This is a genomic window from Streptomyces sp. E-08 (assembly GCF_049913095.1).
Taxonomy (GTDB): domain Bacteria; phylum Actinomycetota; class Actinomycetes; order Streptomycetales; family Streptomycetaceae; genus Streptomyces.
This window is the reverse complement of record NZ_CP183971.1, coordinates 2,067,012-2,088,672: the sequence shown is the minus strand read 5'-3', so window position 1 is coordinate 2,088,672 and position 21,661 is coordinate 2,067,012. Positions and strand designations below refer to the sequence as shown.

18 protein-coding genes are annotated in these 21,661 nt (G+C 72.8%); 12 read left to right on the top strand and 6 right to left on the bottom strand.

Going from position 1 to position 21,661, the window contains the following annotated elements; all coding sequences use genetic code 11:
• Positions 1–5 precede the first annotated feature (5 nt).
• From ACN9MM_RS09550 to moaA, 3 genes are all read left to right on the top strand, one after another.
• Complete coding sequence (locus ACN9MM_RS09550; RefSeq protein ID WP_382869130.1) at positions 6–380, top strand: DUF485 domain-containing protein; 375 nt, start codon at positions 6–8, stop codon at positions 378–380.
• Complete coding sequence (locus tag ACN9MM_RS09545) at positions 377–2,002, top strand: solute symporter family protein (RefSeq protein ID WP_426363214.1); 1,626 nt, start codon at positions 377–379, stop codon at positions 2,000–2,002. Before ACN9MM_RS09550 ends, ACN9MM_RS09545 begins: the two co-directional genes overlap by 4 nt.
• Positions 2,003–2,168: 166 nt before the next feature.
• The gene (gene moaA / locus ACN9MM_RS09540) at positions 2,169–3,158 is read left to right on the top strand and encodes a GTP 3',8-cyclase MoaA (protein WP_426363213.1); all 990 of its coding nucleotides are present in this window, start codon (positions 2,169–2,171) and stop codon (positions 3,156–3,158) included.
• Here moaA and ACN9MM_RS09535 read toward each other — a convergent pair.
• Together ACN9MM_RS09535 and ACN9MM_RS09530 are read right to left on the bottom strand one after the other, a co-directional pair.
• Entirely contained in the window at positions 3,141–3,359 is a 219-nt protein-coding gene (locus ACN9MM_RS09535) for a hypothetical protein (protein ID WP_382869124.1), read from the bottom strand. The two genes, moaA and ACN9MM_RS09535, sit on opposite strands and share 18 nt — an antisense overlap.
• A gap of 149 nt (positions 3,360–3,508) precedes the next feature.
• Complete coding sequence (locus tag ACN9MM_RS09530) at positions 3,509–3,835, bottom strand: DUF3099 domain-containing protein (RefSeq protein WP_426368707.1); 327 nt, start codon at positions 3,833–3,835, stop codon at positions 3,509–3,511.
• A gap of 169 nt (positions 3,836–4,004) precedes the next feature.
• Between ACN9MM_RS09530 and ACN9MM_RS09525 the strand changes: the two genes are divergently transcribed.
• Positions 4,005–4,280: a GlsB/YeaQ/YmgE family stress response membrane protein gene (locus tag ACN9MM_RS09525; RefSeq protein WP_426363212.1), complete on the top strand. Its 276-nt coding sequence runs from the start codon at positions 4,005–4,007 to the stop codon at positions 4,278–4,280.
• 123 nt (positions 4,281–4,403) lie between these two features.
• Here ACN9MM_RS09525 and tyrS read toward each other — a convergent pair whose 3' ends face one another.
• From tyrS to ACN9MM_RS09510, 3 genes are all read right to left on the bottom strand, one after another.
• Positions 4,404–5,672: a tyrosine--tRNA ligase gene (tyrS, locus tag ACN9MM_RS09520; protein ID WP_426363211.1), complete on the bottom strand. Its 1,269-nt coding sequence runs from the start codon at positions 5,670–5,672 to the stop codon at positions 4,404–4,406.
• Positions 5,673–5,727: 55 nt separating this feature from the next.
• The gene (locus tag ACN9MM_RS09515) at positions 5,728–7,119 is read right to left on the bottom strand and encodes a metallopeptidase TldD-related protein (protein WP_382869116.1); all 1,392 of its coding nucleotides are present in this window, start codon (positions 7,117–7,119) and stop codon (positions 5,728–5,730) included.
• A gap of 82 nt (positions 7,120–7,201) precedes the next feature.
• On the bottom strand, positions 7,202–8,725 hold the full coding sequence (locus tag ACN9MM_RS09510) for a TldD/PmbA family protein (protein ID WP_426363210.1): 1,524 nt from the start codon (positions 8,723–8,725) through the stop codon (positions 7,202–7,204).
• Positions 8,726–8,925: 200 nt separating this feature from the next.
• On the opposite strand from ACN9MM_RS09510, the gene ACN9MM_RS09505 reads away from it, so the two are divergent.
• From ACN9MM_RS09505 to ACN9MM_RS09485, 5 genes are all read left to right on the top strand, one after another.
• Positions 8,926–15,075, top strand: a complete 6,150-nt coding sequence (locus ACN9MM_RS09505; protein WP_426363209.1) for a hypothetical protein — start codon at positions 8,926–8,928, stop codon at positions 15,073–15,075.
• Position 15,076: 1 nt separating this feature from the next.
• Positions 15,077–16,789, top strand: coding sequence for a hypothetical protein (locus ACN9MM_RS09500; RefSeq protein ID WP_426363208.1), 1,713 nt, complete (start codon positions 15,077–15,079; stop codon positions 16,787–16,789).
• 138 nt (positions 16,790–16,927) lie between these two features.
• A complete protein-coding gene (fabG, locus tag ACN9MM_RS09495; RefSeq protein WP_426363207.1) occupies positions 16,928–17,647 on the top strand; it encodes a 3-oxoacyl-[acyl-carrier-protein] reductase in 720 nt (239 codons plus the stop codon).
• Between the two features lie 5 nt (positions 17,648–17,652).
• Positions 17,653–18,429, top strand: coding sequence for an enoyl-ACP reductase FabI (gene fabI, locus ACN9MM_RS09490; RefSeq protein WP_426363206.1), 777 nt, complete (start codon positions 17,653–17,655; stop codon positions 18,427–18,429).
• 158 nt (positions 18,430–18,587) lie between these two features.
• The gene (locus ACN9MM_RS09485; protein WP_426363205.1) at positions 18,588–19,010 is read left to right on the top strand and encodes a hypothetical protein; all 423 of its coding nucleotides are present in this window, start codon (positions 18,588–18,590) and stop codon (positions 19,008–19,010) included.
• On the opposite strand, the gene ACN9MM_RS09480 is transcribed toward ACN9MM_RS09485, so the two are convergent.
• Complete coding sequence (locus tag ACN9MM_RS09480) at positions 18,943–19,668, bottom strand: FadR/GntR family transcriptional regulator (protein WP_426363204.1); 726 nt, start codon at positions 19,666–19,668, stop codon at positions 18,943–18,945. The genes ACN9MM_RS09485 and ACN9MM_RS09480 overlap by 68 nt on opposite strands.
• Positions 19,669–19,731: 63 nt before the next feature.
• Between ACN9MM_RS09480 and ACN9MM_RS09475 the strand changes: the two genes are divergently transcribed.
• From ACN9MM_RS09475 to ACN9MM_RS09465, 3 genes are all read left to right on the top strand, one after another.
• Complete coding sequence (locus ACN9MM_RS09475; protein WP_426363203.1) at positions 19,732–21,060, top strand: CynX/NimT family MFS transporter; 1,329 nt, start codon at positions 19,732–19,734, stop codon at positions 21,058–21,060.
• A gap of 17 nt (positions 21,061–21,077) precedes the next feature.
• A complete protein-coding gene (locus ACN9MM_RS09470; RefSeq protein WP_382869099.1) occupies positions 21,078–21,194 on the top strand; it encodes an SGM_5486 family transporter-associated protein in 117 nt (38 codons plus the stop codon).
• A 239-nt stretch (positions 21,195–21,433) separates the two neighbouring features.
• Positions 21,434–21,637, top strand: coding sequence for a hypothetical protein (locus ACN9MM_RS09465; RefSeq protein WP_426363202.1), 204 nt, complete (start codon positions 21,434–21,436; stop codon positions 21,635–21,637).
• Positions 21,638–21,661: the final 24 nt, after the last annotated feature.

The following is a 21,661-nucleotide window of genomic DNA, read 5'->3' as shown; positions in this document are numbered from 1 at the left end:
ATTCCGTGGCTACCGAAGCACCGCCGCCGCCCAGAGACGGCACGGAGACCGACCACGGTCCCGCGTCGCCCACCACGGAGCAGTTCATCGAGGTCCAGGAGGGCGCGGAGTTCGGCGAACTGCGCCGAACGTACCGCTCCTTCGCCTTCCCCCTCACCCTGGCCTTCATCGCCTGGTACCTGCTGTACGTGCTGCTCTCCAACTACGCGGGCGGCTTCATGGGGACCAGGCTCTTCGGCAACATCAACGTGGCGCTCGTCCTCGGCCTCGGCCAGTTCCTCACCACGTTCCTCATCGCCTGGCTCTACTCGCGGCACGCGGCACGCCGGCTCGACCCCAGGGCCGACGCCATCAGAACCCGTATGGAGGGCGACGCATGAGCACCCCCGTCCTGCTCGCGGCGGGCAACGCCACCACCGAGCACCGGCCCCTGATCATCGCCCTGTTCGGCGCCTTCGTCGTCGCCACCCTCGCCATCACCGTCTGGGCCGGCCGCCAGACCAGGAGCGCCGCCGACTTCTACGCCGGCGGACGCCAGTTCACCGGCTTCCAGAACGGCCTCGCGATCTCCGGCGACTACATGTCCGCCGCGTCCTTCCTCGGCATCGCCGGAGCCATCGCCCTCTTCGGCTACGACGGCTTCCTGTACTCGATCGGCTTCCTCGTCGCCTGGCTCGTCGCCCTGCTCCTGGTCGCCGAACCGCTGCGCAACTCCGGCCGGTTCACCATGGGCGACGTCCTCGCCTACCGGATGCGCCAGCGCCCCGTCCGCACCGCCGCCGGCACCTCGACGATCGTCGTCTCCATCTTCTACCTGCTCGCGCAGATGGCGGGCGCGGGCGTCCTCGTCTCGCTGCTCCTCGGCATCACCAGCGACGGCGGCAAGGTCGCGATCGTCGCCCTGGTCGGCCTTCTGATGATCGTGTACGTGACGATCGGCGGCATGAAGGGCACCACCTGGGTGCAGATGGTCAAGGCGGTCCTGCTCATCGCGGGCACGCTCCTGATCACCTTCCTCATCCTGCTCAAGTTCCACTTCAACATCTCGGAGCTGCTCGGCGCCGCCGCCACCAACAGCGGCAAGGGCTCGGCCTTCCTGGAGCCCGGCCTCAAGTACGGCGCCACCGCCACCTCGAAGCTGGACTTCCTCTCGCTCGGCATCGCGCTCGTCCTCGGCACGGCCGGCCTGCCCCACATCCTGATCCGCTTCTACACGGTGCCGACGGCCAAGGCCGCCCGCAAGTCCGTGAACTGGGCCATCGGCATCATCGGCGCCTTCTACCTGATGACGATCGTCCTCGGCTTCGGCGCCGCCGCCCTCCTCAAGAACACCGACATCATCGCCTCCAACAAGGCGGGCAACACGGCCGCCCCGCTCGCGGCCCTGGAGATCGGCGGCGGAGCCGGCTCCACCGGCGGCGCGATCCTCCTCGCCGTCATCTCCGCCGTCGCCTTCGCGACCATCCTCGCCGTCGTCGCCGGGCTGACCCTGGCCTCCTCGTCGTCCTTCGCGCACGACATCTACGCCAACGTCATCCGGCGCGGGAAGGCCACCGAGAAGGAGGAGGTGCGGGCCGCCCGCTGGGCCACCGTCCTCATCGGCATCGTCTCCATCGCGCTCGGCGCCCTCGCCCGCGACCTCAACGTCGCCGGCCTGGTCGCCCTCGCCTTCGCGGTCGCCGCCTCGGCCAACCTGCCGACGATCCTCTACTCGCTCTTCTGGAAGCGGTTCACCACCCGGGGAGCGCTGTGGTCGATCTACGGCGGTCTGGTCTCCGCCGTCGTCCTCGTGCTCTTCTCGCCGGTCGTCTCCGGCAAGCCCACGTCGATGTTCAAGACGGCGGACTTCTACTGGTTCCCGCTGGAGAACCCCGGCCTCGTCTCCATCCCGCTCGGCTTCCTGCTCGGCTGGCTCGGCTCCGTCCTCTCGAAGGAGACGCCGGACAAGGGCAAGTACGCGGAGCTGGAGGTCAAGTCCCTCACCGGAGTCGGAGCACACTGACCGGAACGCACCGGACCGGATACGGTCCGCGACCGTCCGGAGGCCGCGTCGTAGAGTTCTACGACGCGGCCTCGCCGGTCCTCGTGACAATCTGCCCTGCTCGATGTCGGCACGCTCACGTAGGCTCGAAGCAACACGCATCCGGAATTCGGGGAGGGGGCCCACAGTGCTCATCGACACATACGGCCGTGTGGCCACTGACCTGCGCGTCTCGCTCACGGACCGGTGCAACCTGCGCTGCACGTACTGCATGCCGGAGGAGGGCCTGCAGTGGCTCGCCAAGCCGGACCTGCTCACGGACGACGAGATCGTCCGCCTGATCCGCATCGCGGTCACCGACCTCGGCGTCACCGAGGTCCGCTTCACCGGCGGCGAGCCGCTGCTCCGCCCCGGCCTCGTCGGGATCGTCGAGCGCTGCGCCGCCCTGGAGCCCCGCCCCCGGATGTCCCTCACGACCAACGGCATCGGGCTCAAGCGCACCGCCGCCGCCCTCAAGGCGGCCGGCCTCGACCGCGTCAACGTCTCCCTGGACACCCTGCGCCCCGAGGTCTTCAAGACCCTCACCCGGCGCGACCGTCACCAGGACGTCCTCGACGGCATGGCCGCCGCCCGCGAGGCCGGCCTCACCCCGGTCAAGGTCAACGCCGTCCTGATGCCCGGGCTCAACGCCGACGAGGCCCCCGACCTCCTCGCCTGGGCGGTCCAGGAGGGGTACGAGCTCCGCTTCATCGAGCAGATGCCCCTGGACGCCCAGCACGGCTGGAAGCGCGACGGCATGATCACCGCCGGGGACATCCTGGAGTCGCTGCGCACCCGATTCACCCTGACGCCCGAAGGCTCGGACGAGCGCGGCTCGGCCCCCGCGGAGCGCTGGGTGGTCGACGGCGGACCGCACACGGTCGGCGTGATCGCCTCCGTCACCCGTCCGTTCTGCCGGGCCTGCGACCGCACCCGGCTCACCGCCGACGGACAGGTCCGCACCTGCCTCTTCGCCACCGAGGAGACGGACCTGCGCGCCGCCCTGCGCTCGGACGCCCCGGACGAGACCGTCGCGGAGCTCTGGAAGAAGGCCATGTGGGGCAAGAAGGCGGGCTCGGGCCTCGACGACCCGAGCTTCCTCCAGCCCGACCGCCCGATGTCAGCTATCGGCGGCTGAGTCCCAGTCGGCCCACGGGACGACGTCCTTCAGGAAGCCCCGTACCCCCAGGAACTGGGAGAGGTGCTCGCGGTGCTCCTCGCACGCGAGCCAGGTCTTGCGCCGCTCGGGCGTGTGCAGCTTGGGGTTGTTCCACGCGAGGACCCAGACGGCGTCGGCGCGGCACCCCTTGGCGGAACAGATCGGCTTCTCTTCGCTCACGGGACCATTGATCACCGGACCATTGTCCAGCAACAGCGATGCCGGGCAGCCACGGGGGGAGCTGCCCGGCATCGGTCCGTCGCTCCGACGGGGGATGCGGAGCGCGTAGGCAGTATGTCACGGCACATGGGGTGCGGTGCACAGGATCGTCATGATTGATCTGAGCTTCCCTTGAGGTTCGAAGCCTCGAGCTCGGGGCGCGCCGGGGTCGGGACGAAGGTGGAGGGAAGGGACGGAGTCGACTCGCGTCCCGCGTTGGCGATCACCACGGCGATGTAGGGGAGCAGGATGCCCAGGGCCAGCGCCACGATCGCGACGTGCCGCTCCACGTTCCACAGCACCGCGGCGGCGATCACGGAGAGCGTCCGGACCGTCATCGAGATGACATAGCGCCGCTGCCGTCCCCGGACGTCGTCGGCGAGCCCCTGTCGGGCCCCCGTGATCCGGAAGACCTCGGTCCCGCCATGCTTCCGCATCGCCGTCCACCACCCACAGGTCATGCCGGACCCTCCCTGGTCCGGACCTCCTTCCACGGTACGCCCGCCGCCCCGGGCCGACGAGACCGGGGCACGTACGGCGCTGTCCGACATGCGCCGTATGGCCGATGGGCCGAAACTGGGCCCAGATCCGTACAAGGAGGCGACGATGAGTTGGTTGTGGGCGATCATCGTGGGATTCGTCCTCGGTCTGATCGCGAAGGCGATCCTGCCGGGGAAGCAGCAGATCCCGCTGTGGCTGACGACCGTGTTCGGCATTCTCGGCAGCGTGCTCGGCAACGCGGTCGCGACCTGGATCGGAGTCAACGACACCCGGGGCATCGACTGGACCCGTCACCTGCTCCAGCTGATCGGCGCCGTCGCCGTCGTCGGCGTGGGCGACATGTTGTGGGCCTCGATCAGGGGCAACAAGCAGCGCGCCTGACAACCCCGAGAACGACGAGAACGACGAGAACTCCGAGAACGACGAGAACTCCGAGAACGACGAGAACTCCGAGAGGCCCGGTACGGCGCACCGCGCGTACCGGGCCTCTCGCCGTGGTTCCGCCTACTCGCCGGCGAACTCGATCGCCGCCAGGTTCTTCTTGCCGCGCCGCAGCACCAGCCAGCGGCCGTGCAGCAGCTCGTCCGCCGACACCTCGGCGTCCTCGGCGGTCACCTTCGCGTTGTTCACGTAGGCCCCGCCCTCCTTCACCGTGCGGCGCGCCGCCGACTTGCTCGCCACGAGACCGACCTCGGCGAACAGGTCGACGACCTGGCCCAGCTCGGACACGCGCGCGTGCGGCAGCTCGGACAGCGCGGCGGCGAGCGTCGGCTCGTCCAGCTCGGCCAGGTCGCCCTGCCCGAACAGCGCCTTGGAGGCGTCGATGACGGCCGCGCACTGGTCCGCGCCGTGCACCAGGGTGGTGAGCTCCTCGGCGAGCGCCCGCTGTGCGGCGCGCGCCTGCGGCCGCTCGGCGGTCTGCGCCTCCAGCGCCTCCAGCTCCTCGCGGGACTTGAAGGACAGGATCCGCATGTACGTCGAGATGTCCCGGTCGTCCACGTTCAGCCAGAACTGGTAGAACGCGTACGGCGTGGTCATCTCCGGGTCCAGCCAGACGGCCCCGCCCTCGGTCTTGCCGAACTTGGTGCCGTCCGCCTTGACCATCAGCGGGGTCGCCAGCGCGTGCGCTTCCGCCCCCGGCTCCAGGCGGTGGATCAGGTCGAGGCCGGCCACCAGGTTGCCCCACTGGTCCGAACCGCCCTGCTGGAGCGTGCAGCCGTAGCGGCGGTACAGCTCCAGGAAGTCCATGCCCTGGAGCAGCTGGTAGCTGAACTCGGTGTAGCTGATGCCCTGCTCGGACTCCAGACGCCGGGCGACGGAGTCCTTGGTCAGCATCTTGTTGACCCGGAAGTGCTTGCCGATGTCCCGCAGGAACTCGATCGCCGACATCCCGGCGGTCCAGTCCAGGTTGTTCACCATGACCGCCGCGTTCTCCCCCTCGAAGGAGAGGAAGGGCTCGATCTGCGAGCGCAGCCGGTTCACCCAGTTCGCGACCGTCTCGGGGTCGTTCAGGGTGCGCTCGGCCGTCGGCCGCGGGTCACCGATCTGCCCGGTGGCCCCGCCGACCAGCGCCAGCGGCCGGTGCCCGGCCTGCTGGAGCCGGCGGACGGTGAGGACCTGGACCAGGTGGCCGACGTGGAGACTGGCCGCGGTCGGGTCGAAACCGCAATAGAACGTGACGGGACCGTCCGCGAGAGCCTTGCGCAGTGCGTCCTCATCGGTGGACTGGGCGAACAGCCCGCGCCACTTCAGCTCGTCGACGATGTCCGTCACGATCGTCCGTCTCCTCAGAAAGTTGTCAGTGGTACGACGACTCAGTCTAGGCGGGTCAGACCCCCTTGCTGACCGAGCTCATGTTGAAGTCCGGCACCCGCAGGGCGGGCATCGCGGCCCGGGTGAACCAGTCGCTCCACTCGCGCGGCAGCGTCTTCTCCGTCCGGCCCGCCTCCGAGGCCCGCGACAGCAGGTCCACCGGCGACTCGTTGAAACGGAAGTTGTTCACCTCGCCCACCACCTCGCCGTTCTCCACGAGGTAGACGCCGTCCCGGGTCAGCCCGGTCAGCAGCAGCGTCGCCGGGTCGACCTCGCGGATGTACCAGAGGCAGGTCAGCAGCAGGCCACGCTCCGTCGAGGCGACCATCTCCTCCAGGGAGCGCTCACCGCCGCCGTCCAGGATCAGGTTCCCCGCTCCCGGAGCCACGGGCAAGTGAGTAAGCCCCGCCGTGTGCCGGGTGGTGATCAGGTGCGCCAGGGCGCCGTCCTTCACCCAGTCGACCGGGGCGACCGGCAGACCGTTGTCGAAGACGGAGGAGTCGTCGCCCGAGGAGTGCGCGATCACGAACGGCGCGGACTCCAGGCCCGGCTCGTTCGGGTCGCTGCGCAGCGTGAGCGGCAGCGGGGAGAGCTGCTCGCCGAGCCGGGTGCCGCCGCCGGGCTTCGAGAAGACCGTACGGCCCTCCACGGCGTCCCGGGCCGTCGACGACCACAGCTGGTAGATCAGCAGGTCGGCCACGGCGGTCGGCGGCAGCAGCGTCTCGTAGCGGCCGGCGGGCAGCTCGATCCTCCGCTCGGCCCAGCCGAGGCGGGTCGCCAGCTCGGCGTCGAGCGCGGCCGGGTCGACGTCCTTGAAGTCCCGCGTCGAGCGCCCGGCCCAGGCGGAGCGCGACCGGTCGGGGGACTTGGCGTTGAGCTCCAGCGTCCCGTTGGGCTGGTCGTGGCGGAGCCGCAGCCCCGTGGACGTGCCCAGGTAGGTGGAGGTCAGCTCGTGGTTGGCGAAGCCGTACAGCTCACGGCCGCCCGCACGCGCGCGTGCGAAGGCCTCGCCGAGCGCCGGGGCGAAGTCGGTGAAGACCGCGGAGGAGGTCTCCGCCGGGGCGTCCGTGAAGTCGGGCGAGGCGGGCACGCCCTCCACGAGCGGCTGGGCGTCCTCGGCGGGCCCGGCGGCGCGGGCGGCGGCCTCGGCGGCCCGGACCAGGGGCTCCAGGTCGTCGACTGTCACGGCGGACCGCGAGACGACACCGGAGGCGGTGCCCTGGGCGCCGTCGACGGTCGCGATCACGGTGAGCGTGCGGCCCCGGGTCACACCGTTCGTGGTGAGCGTGTTCCCGGCCCAGCGGAGATTGGCCGAGGACTCCTCGTCGGCGATGACGACACACCCGTCGGCACGGGACAGCTCAAGGGCCCGCTCGACGATCTCGTACGGCTTGCTGACGCGGCTCATCGACCGGCCTCCTGCGTCGTGTTCAGACTGTGCTTACCCGGGGGACGACCCCCGGACCCCCGGCAATTGTCGTGGCGGGCGCTCATCGACCGGCCTCCTGCGTCGTGTTCAGGATGTTGACGCCCCGGAAGAGGGCGGACGGGCAGCCGTGCGAGACGGCGGCGACCTGGCCCGGCTGGGCCTTGCCGCAGTTGAAGGCGCCACCCAGCACGTACGTCTGCGGACCGCCGACCTGCTCCATCGAGCCCCAGAAGTCCGTCGTCGTCGCCTGGTACGCCACGTCCCGCAGCTGCCCGGCGAGCCGGCCGTTCTCGATGCGGAAGAAGCGCTGGCCGGTGAACTGGAAGTTGTAGCGCTGCATGTCGATCGACCAGGAACGGTCGCCGACCACGTAGATGCCGCGCTCCACGCCCCCGATCAGGTCCTCCGTCGACAGACCGCCCGGGTCCGGCTGGAGCGAGACGTTCGCCATCCGCTGCACCGGCACGTGCGCGGGGGAGTCGGCGAAGGCGCAGCCGTTCGACCGGCCGAGGCCCGTGAGCTTCGCGATCCGCCGGTCCAGCTGGTAGCCGACGAGCGTGCCGTCCTTCACCAGGTCCCAGCTCTGCGCCTCGACGCCCTCGTCGTCGAAGCCGACGGTGGCGAGACCGTGCTCGGCGGTCCGGTCACCCGTCACGTTCATGATCGAGGAGCCGTACGCCAGCTTCCCCAGCTGGTCGAAGGTGGCGAACGAGGTGCCCGCGTACGCCGCCTCGTAGCCGAGCGCCCGGTCCAGCTCGGTGGCGTGCCCGATGGACTCGTGGATCGTCAGCCACAGGTTCGACGGGTCCACGACCAGGTCGTACCGGCCCGCCTCCACGCTCGGCGCCCGCATCTTCTCGGCGAGCAGCCCCGGGATCTCGTCGAGCTCCTTGTCCCAGTCCCAGCCGGTCCCCGTCAGGTACTCCCAGCCCCGCCCGGCCGGTGGAGCGATCGTCCGCATCGAGTCGAACTCGCCGGTCGTCTCGTCCACGGCGACCGCCGTGAGCTGAGGGTGCAGCCGGACGCGCTGCTGGGTGGTCACGGTGCCGGCCGTGTCCGCGTAGAACTTGTTCTCGTGGACGGTCAGCAGCGAGGCGTCCACGTGCGCCACGCCCTCCGCCCCGAGGAGCCGTGCGCTCCAGTCGGAGAGCAGCGCGCTCTTCTCCTCGGCGGGCACCGAGAACGGGTCGATCTCGTACGAGGAGACCCAGGTCCGCTCCGCGTGCACCGGCTCCTCGGCCAGCTCCACGCGCTCGTCCGACCCGGCCGCCGCGATCACCTTCGCCGACAGCTTGGCCATGGCCACGGCCTGCGAGGCGACCCGCGCGGCCCCGTCCATGGTCAGGTCGACGCCCGACGCGAAGCCCCAGGCGCCGCCGTGCACCACCCGCACCGCGTAACCGAGGTCCGTGGTGTCCGAGGAACCGGACGGCTTGGCGTCCCGCAGCCGCCACGAGGCGCTGCGCACCCGCTCCAGGCGGAAGTCGGCGTGCTCGGCGCCGAGCGCGCGCGCTCGGGCGAGCGCCGCGTCGGCGAGCGCCCGCAACGGCAGCGCGACGAACGAAGGGTCGATCTGATGGACCACGAGCGGCCTCGCTCTCGGCGATCGGAAGACGGCGGTTGAACTGTCCCGGAAGTCAATCACGGGACGGACGGCCGAGGCGGCGCATTGGATTGCGCCCCCGGCGGAACCCGTCCCAACGGCCGTCCGCCCGGCGGTCCTTGAGGAACCGGAATAAGGCATTGGCATAGCCCCGCCACCGATCCGATGAGATGATCCACGCCATGCACGGGTGGGTGAACGGAGTCAGGTCCTGGCTGTCGTCGCTGGACGAGGACGCGCTCAGGTCCCTGCTGACCTGGCATCAGTGCTTACGCGGCGACAGACACGCCCACACGCCCGGCCGGCCCGCGCGCCGGACACCCCCCACGCGCAGGGAACTGCACACGGCCCGCGTACGGCTCGCCAAGGCGCAGCAGGCCCAGCTGACGAGCATCACCGCCTGCGGCCTCGTCTGGGCCGTGAAGGCCCTCCGGGACGAGTACGGATTCCCCGAGCGCGCCCTGAACGACCCCACCCTCGACGAACTCCTCGCCATGCTCCGGGTGCTCGACCCGCCCCTCGCGCGCTGCGCCCTCCACGGCATGCTCCTGCCCGGTACGAGCCGACTCCCGGTGGGACCCCTCGCGCGGGAACACGAGGCCGCGTTACAGGCGGCGGCCGACAGCACGCCGCCCCCCGACGCGCACACCATCGGTCCGGGCTTCGACGCCCCGCCCGACGGCGCGCGCGACCCCCTGACGAACACCCCTTCCGAGTGTGAGGACGCCGCTCCCGTGACCGCTCCCTCGCCGGACACCGCATCCACGGCCGACCTGCCCGCCTCGCTCGTACGGCTCCGCCGGTCCGGTGAACGGCTCGCCGCCGGCCTGCGCGCGGCGGCGGACGCCGTCGAGACCGGACTCCTCCCCGAGGGAGCCCCCGCCGACGGGATCACCGGGTGGACGGAGGAGCGCGAACGGCTCGCCGCCGCGCTCGCCGCCGAGGGGGTCGACTGGGGCCCCGGCCTCGGATACGCCGACGCCGAGGCCGGGTTGACACGCCTGCGCGAGGCGCGCGCCGAACAGATCGACGCCCTGCGGCGCAAGGCCGGCCGGTACGCCGAACTCCTCGAACTGGCCGACGACGAGGACGAGGCCTCGGACCTGCGCCGCCACCTGGAACGCACCGAGGCGCAGCTGCGCACGCTGGACGCGCCGACGCCGCCCGCAGCCCCGGGACGACCGGCCGCGCCGGAGGAGGCGACCGGGCCGGAGGGGGCCGCGGGACGGGAGGAGCCCGCCGCGCCGGAGGGAGCCGCGGGTCCGGGGCGGGCCGCCGCGTCCGTGGGCCCGGAGCACGCCGAGCCGCAGGGACCCGCGGAACCCGGGCCGTCCGCCGAGCCCTCCCCGCCGGAGCCCGACGGTGCCCCCGACGCCGGGTCCCCGCCCGGGCCGGCCGCGAAGGGCGTCGCCGGATCCCCGGCGGGGCCCACCGAGACCAGCCCCGCCGCGTCCCCGGCCGGACCGACCGAGCACGGCACCGGTGAAGCGGCCCCTCTCGCGGGGCGGGCCGCCGACCGGGTCCGCGCGGGTGCCTCCGCGATCGAGGCCGTCCGCCGGGCGGTGGAACCCCCGTCCCCGGCCCCCGTGCCGACCCGGCCGGGCCCGGGGCCCGCACCCCGGAAGCCCGCCACGGCCGCGCCCACGGAGCAGCCCTCGGTGGCCGCGCCCGGGCAGGCCACCGCGTCCGGTCCCGCGCCCACCGCCGTCCCCGAGCCGCGGCGCGCCGCCGTGCCCGCCCAGGCCGGCGCGTCGGGCCCGCCGCCGACCGCCGCCGTGCCCGTCCCGCGGCCCGCATCCGTACCCGGGCCGGCCTCCGCCGGGGTCCCGGCGCCCGTACCCGCCCCCGCGTCCGCCCCCGTCGAGGACGAGCCCTGGCCGCGTGGGGTCGAAGCGCCCGACTGGGATCCGTACGCGCCCTGGGACACCGGCAGCGAGCCGCCCGTCGCGCGGCTGCTGCGCGAGGGGCGGTCGGCGGAGGCGTACTGGATGACCGTCGCCTCCCGCGAGAGCGACGTCCGCGCGCGGACGCTCGCCTTCGCCGCCGCCGCGTTCGCCTGCGTCTCGGACAGCGAGGCCACCCCCGTACAGATGGCGCACGAGCTCGACCCCGCGCTCGCCGCCCAGGACCGCGAGGCCCATCTCGTGGCCCTCGCGGCCGCCCTGCGCACCGGGCTCACCACACGCTGGCCGCACGGCCTGGTCAGCGGCTTCGTCATGCCGTCCGGACTCAGCGGCGCCTGGCAGCACCTGCTGAACGTGCTCGTGGCCGCCGTCCGCGACGGCCGCGCCTTCGAACCCGGCATGCTCCAGGGCAGCGTGGAGGGCCAGCAGGCCGCCACCCGCGAGGAGATCGGCCTCACCGCCCGCCAGCTCCTCGACGACCTGCCGCGCCGCAAGATGAAGTACCAGCGGGCGTCCCAGGTGCTCCAGTACCTCCTCGGCCCCTCGGGCGCCGTGCGCCACGCGCTGAACGAGGTCATCGAGTGGTCGGGCCAGAGCCCCGCGCAGTACACCGGCGCCCCCGGCTTCCGGGCCCTCGGCGAGCAGCTGTGGCGCGCGGAGGACATCGACCGGCTCATCGAGGACACCGACGCCCTGTTCCGTACGTCGAAGCAGGCCAAGGAGCCGATCACCGCCGGAGCCCTCCGCCAGCTGCACACCGCCTGCCGCTGCGTCGGCGAGCTCCTGATGCGCGCCGAGGCCGCCCACACCGCCTCCCGGCCGCACCAGGGCGTGAGCGACCGCGGCATCCCGGAACTGGCCTCGGTCCTGCGGGACGTCGCCGGCGAGCCCGCCCCGCCCGGGACGGGCGGCGCCGCGCTCGGGCTGCTGCGCGCCTGGCTGACGGGCGAGCAGGTGCGGCCCGCGGACACGGCGGCCGACCGGCTCCGTGAGAACGGCGGGCCCGTTCCGCCCGCCGACGCCCTCCTCCGGCTGCCCGACCTGCCCCGTGACGCCCTCGGCGACCCGGACCTCGCCGACCCCCGGGCGGCCCGCCGGATCGCCGCCCTGCTCGTGCCGGCCGACGCAGAGTACGCCCTCGTCCGCTACCTGGGCGACGGCGACCTGCACCTCGCCCGGGCGCTGATCGCCGCCGTCGAGAGCGAGCCGGAGGAGTACGGCTGCACCGACCCCGAATGGGGCGAGACGGCGGCCCGCAGGCTCGCGCAGGGGCACGAGGACTGGCGGCGGGAGGTCGCCGAGCACCACCGCGCGGCGGCCGGACTCCTCGCCCAGATGCGGACCCTGAACCAGCTCGCGGCCGACCAGGAACGGGAGTTCGTGGGCCGGCTGCAGGAGTTCGCGGACGGCGAGGAGTCGGGCCGCTACCGCTTCGCCGTGGAGTCGCTGCGCGCCCTGGAGGCCGAACTCGTCACCCTCGTCGAGGACTACACCCGGCAGCTGCGGGAGAACCTGGCCCAGCTGCGCGCCCGCCCCGACCAGCCGCTCTCGGCCGGGGACCACGAGCGCATCGCCCGCCTCATCGACGAGGGCGACACGGTCACGGCACAGGAGTTCCTCGCCCTCGCGACCAGCCACACCCCGCTGCCCGAACGGGGCGCCCGCTACGACGACGGCTCCGAACTCGCCGCCTTCCTCACCGGCGTGACCGCCCCCGGCGCGCCCAAGGCCGGCGGGGAGGGCGTCGAGGCCGACTGGTGGGCGAAGCACTACGGCGACCCGGCCTCCTCGCTGACCCCCGCCGCGAGCAACGGCCTGGAGGCGTGGGCGGCGCTGTGCGGCCCGCGGGGGCGCCGCGGCGAACTGCCGCAGCACCTCTCCCGGCTGCTGCGGCTGCTCGGCCTCGACGTCTCCCCGGGCCAGGTCGTCGCCGAGCGGGTGGCCCTGGGCCAGGGCATGCGCCGCTTCAAGGTGCGCGCCCGGGTCGCCGAACGCCCCGGCTACGTCGCGGCGCTCGGTTCGCGGGCCTCCTCGTACACCGTCCTCCTCGTCTGGGAGGAGCAGCCCGCCGACGGCCCGCTCGCCCACCTGGAGGACGCCGACGTCGGCGCCAACATCGTCCTCTACCTGCACCCGCTCGGCCTGGAGGGACGGCGGGGCCTCGCCGAGTCCGCCCGCTCCTTCGCCCAGCAGGCGCTGGTCGTCGACTCCGCGGTGATGGGATGGATGGCGGCGCGCGCCCCCGGTTCCTTCCGCTCGCTCCAGCGCGTGACCCTGCCCTGGGCCGCGTACAACCCGTACACGCCGTTCGTGGCGGGCCTCGTGCCGCCCGAGGTGTTCTACGGCCGCGACGAGGAGATGCGGGAGGTCATGGGCCGCGAGGGCGGCATGTTCCTCTACGGCGGCCGGCAGCTCGGCAAGTCCGCGCTGCTGCGCCGGGTCGCGGAGATCTTCCCGAGCCGCGCCGACACCCACGTGGCCGTCTACCTCGACCTGCTGAAGGCCGAGATCGGCCACGCCGAGGCGCCCGACCGGATCTGGAGCCGGCTGGTCGAGGACCTCAAGCGCAAGGGCGTCTTCAACAACAAGATGTCCGAACAGGCCGGTCCCGACGTCGTCGTGCGCAACATCCAGGCATGGCTGGAGGAGGACGACACCCGGCGGATCCTCGTCCTGGCCGACGAGGCCGACGCGTTCCTCAACACCGACTCGCGCCGCGCCTACCGCCTCGGCAGCGAGTCGACCTTCCCCAACGTCATGCACTTCCAGCGGCTCATGGAGCAGACCGAACGCCGGTTCAAGATCGTCTTCGCGGGGCTCCACCAGGTCCAGCGCTTCGGACACCTCTCCAACGTCTCCACCGTGCACGGCGGCCCCGACGTCCTCGTCGGCCCGCTCGGCACCCAGGCGGCCGTCCGGCTCGTCACCGAGCCCATGTCCGCGCTCGGTCACTTCTTCGAGCGCCCCGAACTCGTCTGGCGGATCCTCGCCATCACCAACTACCAGGCCAACCTGGTGCAGATCTTCTGCCGCGAACTCGTCCGCGTCCTCCACGACCGCCCGTACGCCTTCTCCGACGGCCCGGTGCGGATCACCGAGGCCGACGTGCAGAAGGTCGCCGCCTCCGAGACCGTGCGCCGCCAGATCGCCGAACGGCTGCGCTTCACCATCAACCTGGAGGACCGCTACCGGGTCCTCGCCCTCGTCATCGCCCTGCTCAGCCTCGCCGACGGCTACCGCGGCGACTACTCCGCCGGGGAACTGCTCCAGAAGGCCCGCGAGGCCTGGCCCGAGGGCTTCGAGATGCTCAGCGCTAAGCAGGCGCAGATCTTCCTCACCGAGATGGTCGGCCTCGGCCTGCTCATCCAGCTCGGCGACCGCTCCCGCTTCGCCGTCCGCAGCCCCAACGTGGTCAACATGCTCGGCACCCGCGAGGAGCTCGAACTCGAACTCCGCGAGACCGAGTTCGGCCTGCCGTACGACTACAACCCGCACGCCGCCCGGCGCCTCCTCGGCCGCGACGCGCGGCACGTGCAGACCTACAGCCCGCTCACCGAGGAACAGCTCCACGAGACCGCGCAGTCCGGCGTCAGCCTCATCGGCACCACGGCCCTCCACCGGCCCGAACTGGTCCGCCGGGCCGTCACCGCCTTCGCCGAGAACCGCGGCGTCGACGTCGTCCCGTACACCCACGGCGAGGACCTCACCGCCCTCCTCAAGGGCCGCCGCCGCAAGGCCCACGTCATCATGGCCGATCTGCGGGGCGCGACCCCCGAGCGGCTCCGCGAGGCCGTCCGCTCGATGCTGGTCCACGCCGGCCCCGCCGCCGACCGGCTCGTCCGGCAGACCGAGCAGCGCAGCGGAGGCAACGAGAACCGCTCCGTCGTGGTCGTCGCCGACGCCGCCGCCCTCGCCGGCCTCGCCGCCGACGACGGCCACGAGGAGCTCGCCGTCCGGTGGCTGCGCCCCGAGCGCTGGACCGCGGACGCCCTGCGCGCCTGGTCGGAATGCCCCTTCGTCTCCCGGGAGGACCGCTACCGGCTCGTCGCCGCGACCGGCGGCTGGCCCCGCTGGATGGAGGCCGCGGTGACGGACGTGTCCGTGCACGGGGCGACCCTGGACAGCGCCGTCGAGCGGATCAGGGCGCTCATCGCCGGGCCCCGCAACATCGACGAGCACCTGCGGCTCTCGGGGCTCGACCTCGGCGACCTGGGGCTCCTCGCGGCCTGGACGGGGTACGTGGAGGAGGGCCAGGGCCTGCCGCGCGACGACGTGGCGGCCGCGGTCGAGCTCTCCGACGCCGACACCGACGCCTGGCTCCAGCACCTGGGCCTGCTCGGCGTCCTCGACGAGACCCCGGAGGGCTTCGCCGTGGAGCCGGTGACCTACCGCGCGGTGCGGTCCCGGGCGGCCGCCGGGGAGAAGTGACGTGACGGACGCCCGAGCCCTGGACCCGGCCGCGTACGCGGTGCGCGACCCGGCGGCGTACGCGGTGCGCGACCCGGCTGAGTATGCCGTGCGCGACCCGGCCGCCTACGCCGTGCGTCCGGGCGAGCTGCCGGGCGTACGGGCACGGGTCCGGGCCGTCGCCGCCGACCTCGCGGCCGGCCGGAACTGTCTCTGGCTGGTCACCGACGCGCTCGTGGAGTCGGGGCTCGCGGAGGAGCTGTACCGGGAGGCCCTGCGCTCAGGACCCGTCCACGTCGACGTCCCGGCGCCGGGCCCGGAGACCGCGTCCACGCGCGCGCGTGAGGCGCAACTGCACCCGGACCCGGACCCGGACCCGGACCCGCACCTGGACCCGCACCCGCACCCGGGTCCCGCCCAAGTGGACGCGCCGCCCTGGGGCGACGCCGACGAGCTGCCGTTCCTGGACCTGTCCGACGACGGCTTCGACCTCGACCTCGGCTGGTCCCTCCAGGCCGGTCCGCCCCGCCTCCCGGCACCCCGCCGGGCCTCCGACGGCCACCGACACGACCCGTACGGCCTCCTGGCCCGGCTCGGCAAGGAGCTCTCGGCGGAGCCCGACGAGGCGGTGGCCGCCCTGGTCGCCCCGGGCCGCGACCGTCGCACGGTCGTCGGCATCCGCGCCTGGACGGAACACGACGGCGATACGCGTACGGGTACGGGGACAGGCGCGGGTCCGGGCACGGACGCCGGAGCCACGCACCCGCGTGGCGCGCCCGTCGAGCGGCTCTTCCGGGCGCTGGCCGCCGCCGTGAAGGAGGCCGGCCTGCCCCCGGGCGAGCGTCCCCGGCTGCTGGTCGTCGCCCGGCTCCGCGACCTGCCGGAGACCCTCCCCGACGAGCTCCGGCACGGCCTCGGCGACACGACCGTGCACTGGTGGTGGGGCGCGCTCGGCCGGCACGACACGGCCGCCGCGATCGCCCCCGTCCTCGACCACGGGCCCACCGCCGGCGGCCGGGACCGCGATCCGCTGGGCGAGCGGATCCGCCGCGCCGTCCGCTCCGAGACCGTGGTCGAGATCTGCGGCCCCGACCTGGAGCTCGCCCGGCTCCTCGCCGCGGAGTGGGACGGCACCCAGCACACGCTCGGCGCCGCCCTCGGGCGCTGCCTCGCGTCGGTGCCCGGCCCCGCCCCGGCCGACTGCCCGCCCCTGCGCCGGATCGGCGCCCTCGCGCGGCCGGGCGCGGAGCTGCGCCGGGCCTGGGCCCGGGGTGCCGTCGTCGCCTGGGAGGGACTCCTCCGGCCGCACGTGGCCGTCTGGCACCCGGCCGCCCCCGCGTCCGCCTCCGGCGCGGACGTACGGGCGCGTCTCGCCGCGCACCTCTCCCAGGCCCAGCAGCGCGTCCTCTCCCCGTGGATCGAGGAGGCCAGGCAGCGCCTCGCCGCACGGGCCCTCGGTCACCTCAACCGCCCGGCGGCCGCCGTCGTGGCCGACCACGCCGACCGTCCGCCCGCGCACCTCGGCGGCGAGGCCGAGCGGTACTTCCTGGAGCTCCAGGTGGGCGAGCTGCTGCGCGCCCACATCAGCGGGGCCCTCGCGCTGCCCCCGGACGACGCCCGTCTCCTCCGGCTCCTCGTGATGGCTCGAAACGTACTCGCGCACCGCTCGGTGCTGTACGACCGGACGCTCGACGACCTGTGCGCCGAGCTCGCCGGGGCGGACCTGCGCGCCTAGGAGACCTCCCCGTACCGCTCCCGAGCTGTAGGGATCCGACAGTGACGCCCCTACGCCACTGTGGGAGGTCGATTCCTCATGTCGGGAGCGATACCGATAGGTTTTCGGCTACCAGACCGCTATCGAAAGGGTGATCCGTTGAGCCGCTCGGTTCTCGTCACCGGAGGAAACCGGGGCATCGGCCTCGCCATCGCCCGCGCGTTCGCCGAGGCCGGCGACAAGGTCGCGATCACGTACCGCTCCGGCGAGCCCCCGGCCGCCCTGGTCGAGCTCGGCTGCCTTCCCGTCAGGTGCGACATCACCGACGCGGAGCAGGTGGAGACGGCCTACAAGGAGATCGAGGAGAAGCACGGTCCGGTCGAGGTCCTCGTGGCCAACGCCGGCGTGACGAAGGACCAGCTCCTCATGCGCATGACCGAGGAGGACTTCACGTCCGTCCTCGACACCAACCTCACCGGCACCTTCCGGGTCGTCAAGCGTGCCAACCGCGGGATGCTGCGCGCCAAGAAGGGCCGCGTCGTCCTGATCTCCTCGGTCGTCGGTCTGCTGGGCTCCGCGGGCCAGGCCAACTACGCCGCCTCCAAGGCCGGCCTGGTCGGTTTCGCCCGCTCCCTCGCGCGTGAGCTGGGCTCGCGCAACATCACCTTCAACGTCGTCGCCCCCGGCTTCGTCGACACCGACATGACCGCGGTGCTCACCGACGAGCAGCGCGCGGGCATCGTGTCCCAGGTGCCGCTGGGCCGCTACGCGCAGCCGGAGGAGATCGCCGCGGCGGTGAAGTTCCTCGCCTCCGACGACGCCTCGTACATCACTGGAGCCGTCATCCCGGTTGACGGCGGATTGGGCATGGGTCACTGATCACCATGAGCGGAATTCTCGAGGGCAAGCGCATCCTCATCACCGGTGTGCTGATGGAGTCCTCCATCGCCTTCCACGCCGCGAAGCTGGCCCAGGAGCAGGGTGCGGAGATCATCCTCACAGCCTGGCCCCGGCCGACGCTGACCGAGCGCATCGCCAAGAAGCTGCCCCACCCCGACAAGGTGAAGGTCCTGGAGCTCGACGTCTCCAACGACGAGCACCTCGCCCGCCTGGAGGGCCAGGTCCGTGAGCACCTGGGCGACCGGCTCGACGGCATCGTGCACTCCATCGGCTTCGCGCCGCAGGACGCGCTCGGCGGCAACTTCCTGAACACGCCGTTCGAGTCCGTGGCCACCGCCATGCACGTCTCCGCCTTCTCCCTGAAGTCGCTGACGATGGCGCTGCTGCCGCTGATGTCCGAGGGCGGTTCGGTCGTCGGCCTCACCTTCGACGCGAAGTTCGCCTGGCCGCAGTACGACTGGATGGGCCCGGCCAAGGCCGCCCTGGAGGCCACGAGCCGCTACATGGCGCGCGACCTCGGCAAGCAGAACATCCGCTGCAACCTGATCTCGGCGGGCCCGCTCGGCTCCATGGCCGCGAAGTCCATCCCGGGCTTCGGCGACCTGGCCTCCGTGTGGGACAGCCGTTCCCCGCTGGAGTGGGAGCTCTCGGACCCGGAGCCGGCCGGCCGCGGCATCGTCGCGCTGCTCTCGGACTGGTTCCCGAAGACCACGGGCGAGATCATCCACGTCGACGGCGGTCTGCACGCGATCGGCGCGTAACCCCTCGGTACGGCAGTGAAGGGCCGTGTGTCCGCCCCGGTGGCGGACACACGGCCCTCGCCGTTCCGCAACTCCTGCACGGGTCGAAAATCAGCCCGAACGACCCCAGACTGAGGCAGAGCGTGACGTTCTGCTGCTGACGGGGAGGAGGTACGGGCATGCGCGCGATACGTCAGGGCTTCGGGGTCGTCGCGTCCGTCGCCGTCCTGATCACCGGGACAGCCGTGGCCGCCGAGCTCCGGGCCGCTCCCGCCCCGGCCGAGGACCTCCCCGCCGCCGCCCCGGCGGCCGGGGAACCGGAGGACTTCGGGGCCTCCTGCCGCACCGTCGTCGAGGGCTCCCGCGTCACCGCGCACTGCAGCAACCCGTACCCCCGCACCGACCGGATCCGCCTCCACGTCGAGTGCGACCGCTGGTGGGACGTCGACAGCGACAGCGCCCCCGTGGAGGTCGGACCCGCCGACTACGCCCAGGTCACCGGCCGCTGCTGGAAGGAGGTCCGGTCCGCCTGGGTCACGCACCAGCCCGCGGATCCGGCGCCCGCCCAGGGCTCTCCGTCTCTTCCGGTACGGGGCTCCTGAGGCACTGGAAGGGGTAGCCGGCCGCCTCCGTGCCGGCCCGCTCGGCGTCGCCCTCGCGGATCGCGTCCACCAGGCGCGCGTGGTCCATGTGGTTCTCCGGCCGCAGCACCTGCCCGACGTCGTCGCGCAGCCAGTCCCGCAGCAGATCGCCCAGGTCCGCGTAGAGCTCCGTCAGGACCTCGTTGCCCGAGGCGGCGACCACCGCGTGGTGGAAGGCCGCGTCGACCGTCACGAACCGTTCCGCGTCCCCGGACTCCCACGCCTCCTCGCGCCGCACCAGCAGGGCGTCCAGCTGCTTCAGGTCCCGCTCCGAGCGCCGCCCGGCCGCGAAGCGGGCCGCGGCGGACTCCAGCGTGGACCGCAGCTCGGCGACGTGCCGGGGGTCGGAGCCGGCGAAGCGCCGGTGCATGACGCCCGCCAGCTCGCTCGTGGCGACGACGTACGTCCCGGAGCCCTGGCGGATGTCGAGCAGCCCGTTGTGCGCGAGGGCGCGGACCGCCTCGCGCACCGTGTTGCGGGCGACGCCCAGCTGCTCGACCAGTTCGGGTTCGGTCGGGATGCGCGAACCCACCGGCCACTCGCCGGAGGTGATCTGGTTCCGCAGTTCGGCGATCACCTGATCGGAGAGACCGGTGCGCCGGGGGTGACCGAGGGCCATGGAGCGCCTTCCCATTCGTTCGAGATTGGACAACCAATCATCCCATGATTCTATGATGGCCTCATGCCTGACGAGCCGAAGACCCTCGACCCCGCCGCGACAGCGGCGGAGACCACCGCGCGACCGGCCGGGACCACCGCGGTGGCGGCCACCACAGCCGGGGATTCTCCCGCACCCGACCGCGCCGCTCCGCCGCGCCGGTGGCCCCTCGGCCTCGTCGCCGTCGGACTCGTCCTGGCCGCCCTCAACCTGCGCCCCGCCATCACCAGCCTCGGTGCCCTCCTCGAAGAGGTCAGCCAGGACCTCCACATGAGCGGCAGCGTCGCCGGCGTCCTCACCTCCGTCCCCCCGCTCTGCTTCGCGGTCTTCGGCATCACCGCCCCCCGCCTCGCCCGCCGCTTCGGCCCCGCCGCCGTCGTCTGCGCGGGCATGGCCGCGATCTTCACCGGCCTCCTCCTCAGGCCCTTCGCGACCGGCACCGCCGCCTTCCTCGCCGCCAGCGCCCTCGCCCTCATGGGCATCGCCGTCAGCAACGTCCTGATGCCCGTCATCGTCAAGCGGTACTTCCCCGACCGCGTCGGCAGCATGACCGGCCTCTACTCCATGGCGCTCGCCCTCGGCACCTCCGTCGCCGCGGCCGCCACCGTCCCCATGACCGAGGCCCTCGGCGGCGGCTGGCGCCTCGGCCTCGGCGTCTGGGCGGTCCTCGCCGCGCTCGCCGTGCTGCCCTGGCTCCCGCTCGTGCGCGACCGGGGCGCCGACCGGGCGCTTCCCACGGCCGCGGTCCCCGCCGCGGCACCGCCGGCCGGCGCGCCGCGCATCACCCGCAGCCGCACCGCCTGGGCGCTCGGCGTCTTCTTCGGCCTCCAGGCCACCGGCGCCTACATCACCATGGGCTGGATGCCGCAGATCTTCCGCGACTCCGGCGTCCCCGCCACCACCGCGGGCGTGCTCCTCGCCGTCACCATGGTCATGGGCGTCCCGCTCGCCTTCGTCATCCCCCGCCTCGCGACCCGGATGAAGAACCAGGGCCCGATCGTCGTCGCGCTCGGCCTGTGCGGACTCACCGGCTACACCGGACTGTTCCTCGCCCCCGCCGCCGGAGCCTGGGTCTGGGCGGTGCTCCTCGGCATCTCCAACTGCTCCTTCCCGCTCGCCCTCACGATGATCGGCATGCGCTCGCGCACCGGCGCCGGAGTCGTCCGGCTCTCCGCCTTCGCGCAGAGCGTCGGCTACCTCATCTCGATCCCGGGCCCGCTGCTCGTCGGCGTGCTCTACCAGCACAGCGGCGGCTGGGGACTGCCGATCGCCCTCATGGGCGGGCTGATGGTGCCGCAGATGATCGTCGGAACCCTGGCGGGCAGGGACCGGACGGTCGAGGACGAATGCTGAGATGTAAGACTGTTCCCATGCCAGTCCTCGAACCCAATCCCCAGAACGGCCAGAAGAAGCTGCTGATCGTGCTCGGCGCGATGCTCGGCATCTCGGTCGTCATCGCCGTCATCGCCTCCTTCGCCTCCCCGTGAGGCGACCGCGTGAGGCGACCCCGTGAGGCGACCGCGTGAGGCGACCCCGTGAGGCGACCCCGTGAGGCGACCGCGGGGTGGGACCCCGCGGTGGGACCCCGTAGGTGGGGGTAACCCCCGTATCCCCTAGGGGGCGGGTCTCAGGGTGAAGTGGGTGGATCACCGGATGGGCCGGATGACGCGCGATCCGTACGTTGGTGACAACGGCGAAAGCACGGAACTCACCCACGGAGGCGGTCATGTCGGCCCCCACGCACCCCGGCGTCCGGACCACGACCACCGGCGTCGACACCCGGCTGCCCTGGTGGGCCCTCGCCCTCCCCGCGGCAGCCTTCCTCGCCCTCCTGATCCTGATGGCCGGGCCCGGTGAGGCCCAGGCGGCGACGGGTGACCCGGTGGTCGGCCGGGTCCTCGAGCACCTCTGGCAAACGCTCTCTCTCTGAGTCGAAGTGGCCTGTTTCGTGCGA

Coding starts and splice junctions, on each gene's coding strand:
- ACN9MM_RS09545 (WP_426363214.1), top strand. CDS start 377: ATGAGCACCCCCGTCCTGCTCGCGGCGGGCAACGCCACCACCGAGCAC.
- ACN9MM_RS09530 (WP_426368707.1), bottom strand. CDS start 3,835: ATGCGGAAGCATGGCGGGACCGAGGTCTTCCGGATCACGGGGGCCCGA.
- ACN9MM_RS09525 (WP_426363212.1), top strand. CDS start 4,005: ATGAGTTGGTTGTGGGCGATCATCGTGGGATTCGTCCTCGGTCTGATC.
- ACN9MM_RS09515 (WP_382869116.1), bottom strand. CDS start 7,119: ATGAGCCGCGTCAGCAAGCCGTACGAGATCGTCGAGCGGGCCCTTGAG.
- ACN9MM_RS09505 (WP_426363209.1), top strand. CDS start 8,926: ATGCACGGGTGGGTGAACGGAGTCAGGTCCTGGCTGTCGTCGCTGGAC.
- fabI (WP_426363206.1), top strand. CDS start 17,653: ATGAGCGGAATTCTCGAGGGCAAGCGCATCCTCATCACCGGTGTGCTG.
- ACN9MM_RS09485 (WP_426363205.1), top strand. CDS start 18,588: ATGCGCGCGATACGTCAGGGCTTCGGGGTCGTCGCGTCCGTCGCCGTC.
- ACN9MM_RS09480 (WP_426363204.1), bottom strand. CDS start 19,668: ATGGCCCTCGGTCACCCCCGGCGCACCGGTCTCTCCGATCAGGTGATC.
- ACN9MM_RS09475 (WP_426363203.1), top strand. CDS start 19,732: ATGCCTGACGAGCCGAAGACCCTCGACCCCGCCGCGACAGCGGCGGAG.
- ACN9MM_RS09470 (WP_382869099.1), top strand. CDS start 21,078: ATGCCAGTCCTCGAACCCAATCCCCAGAACGGCCAGAAGAAGCTGCTG.
- ACN9MM_RS09465 (WP_426363202.1), top strand. CDS start 21,434: ATGTCGGCCCCCACGCACCCCGGCGTCCGGACCACGACCACCGGCGTC.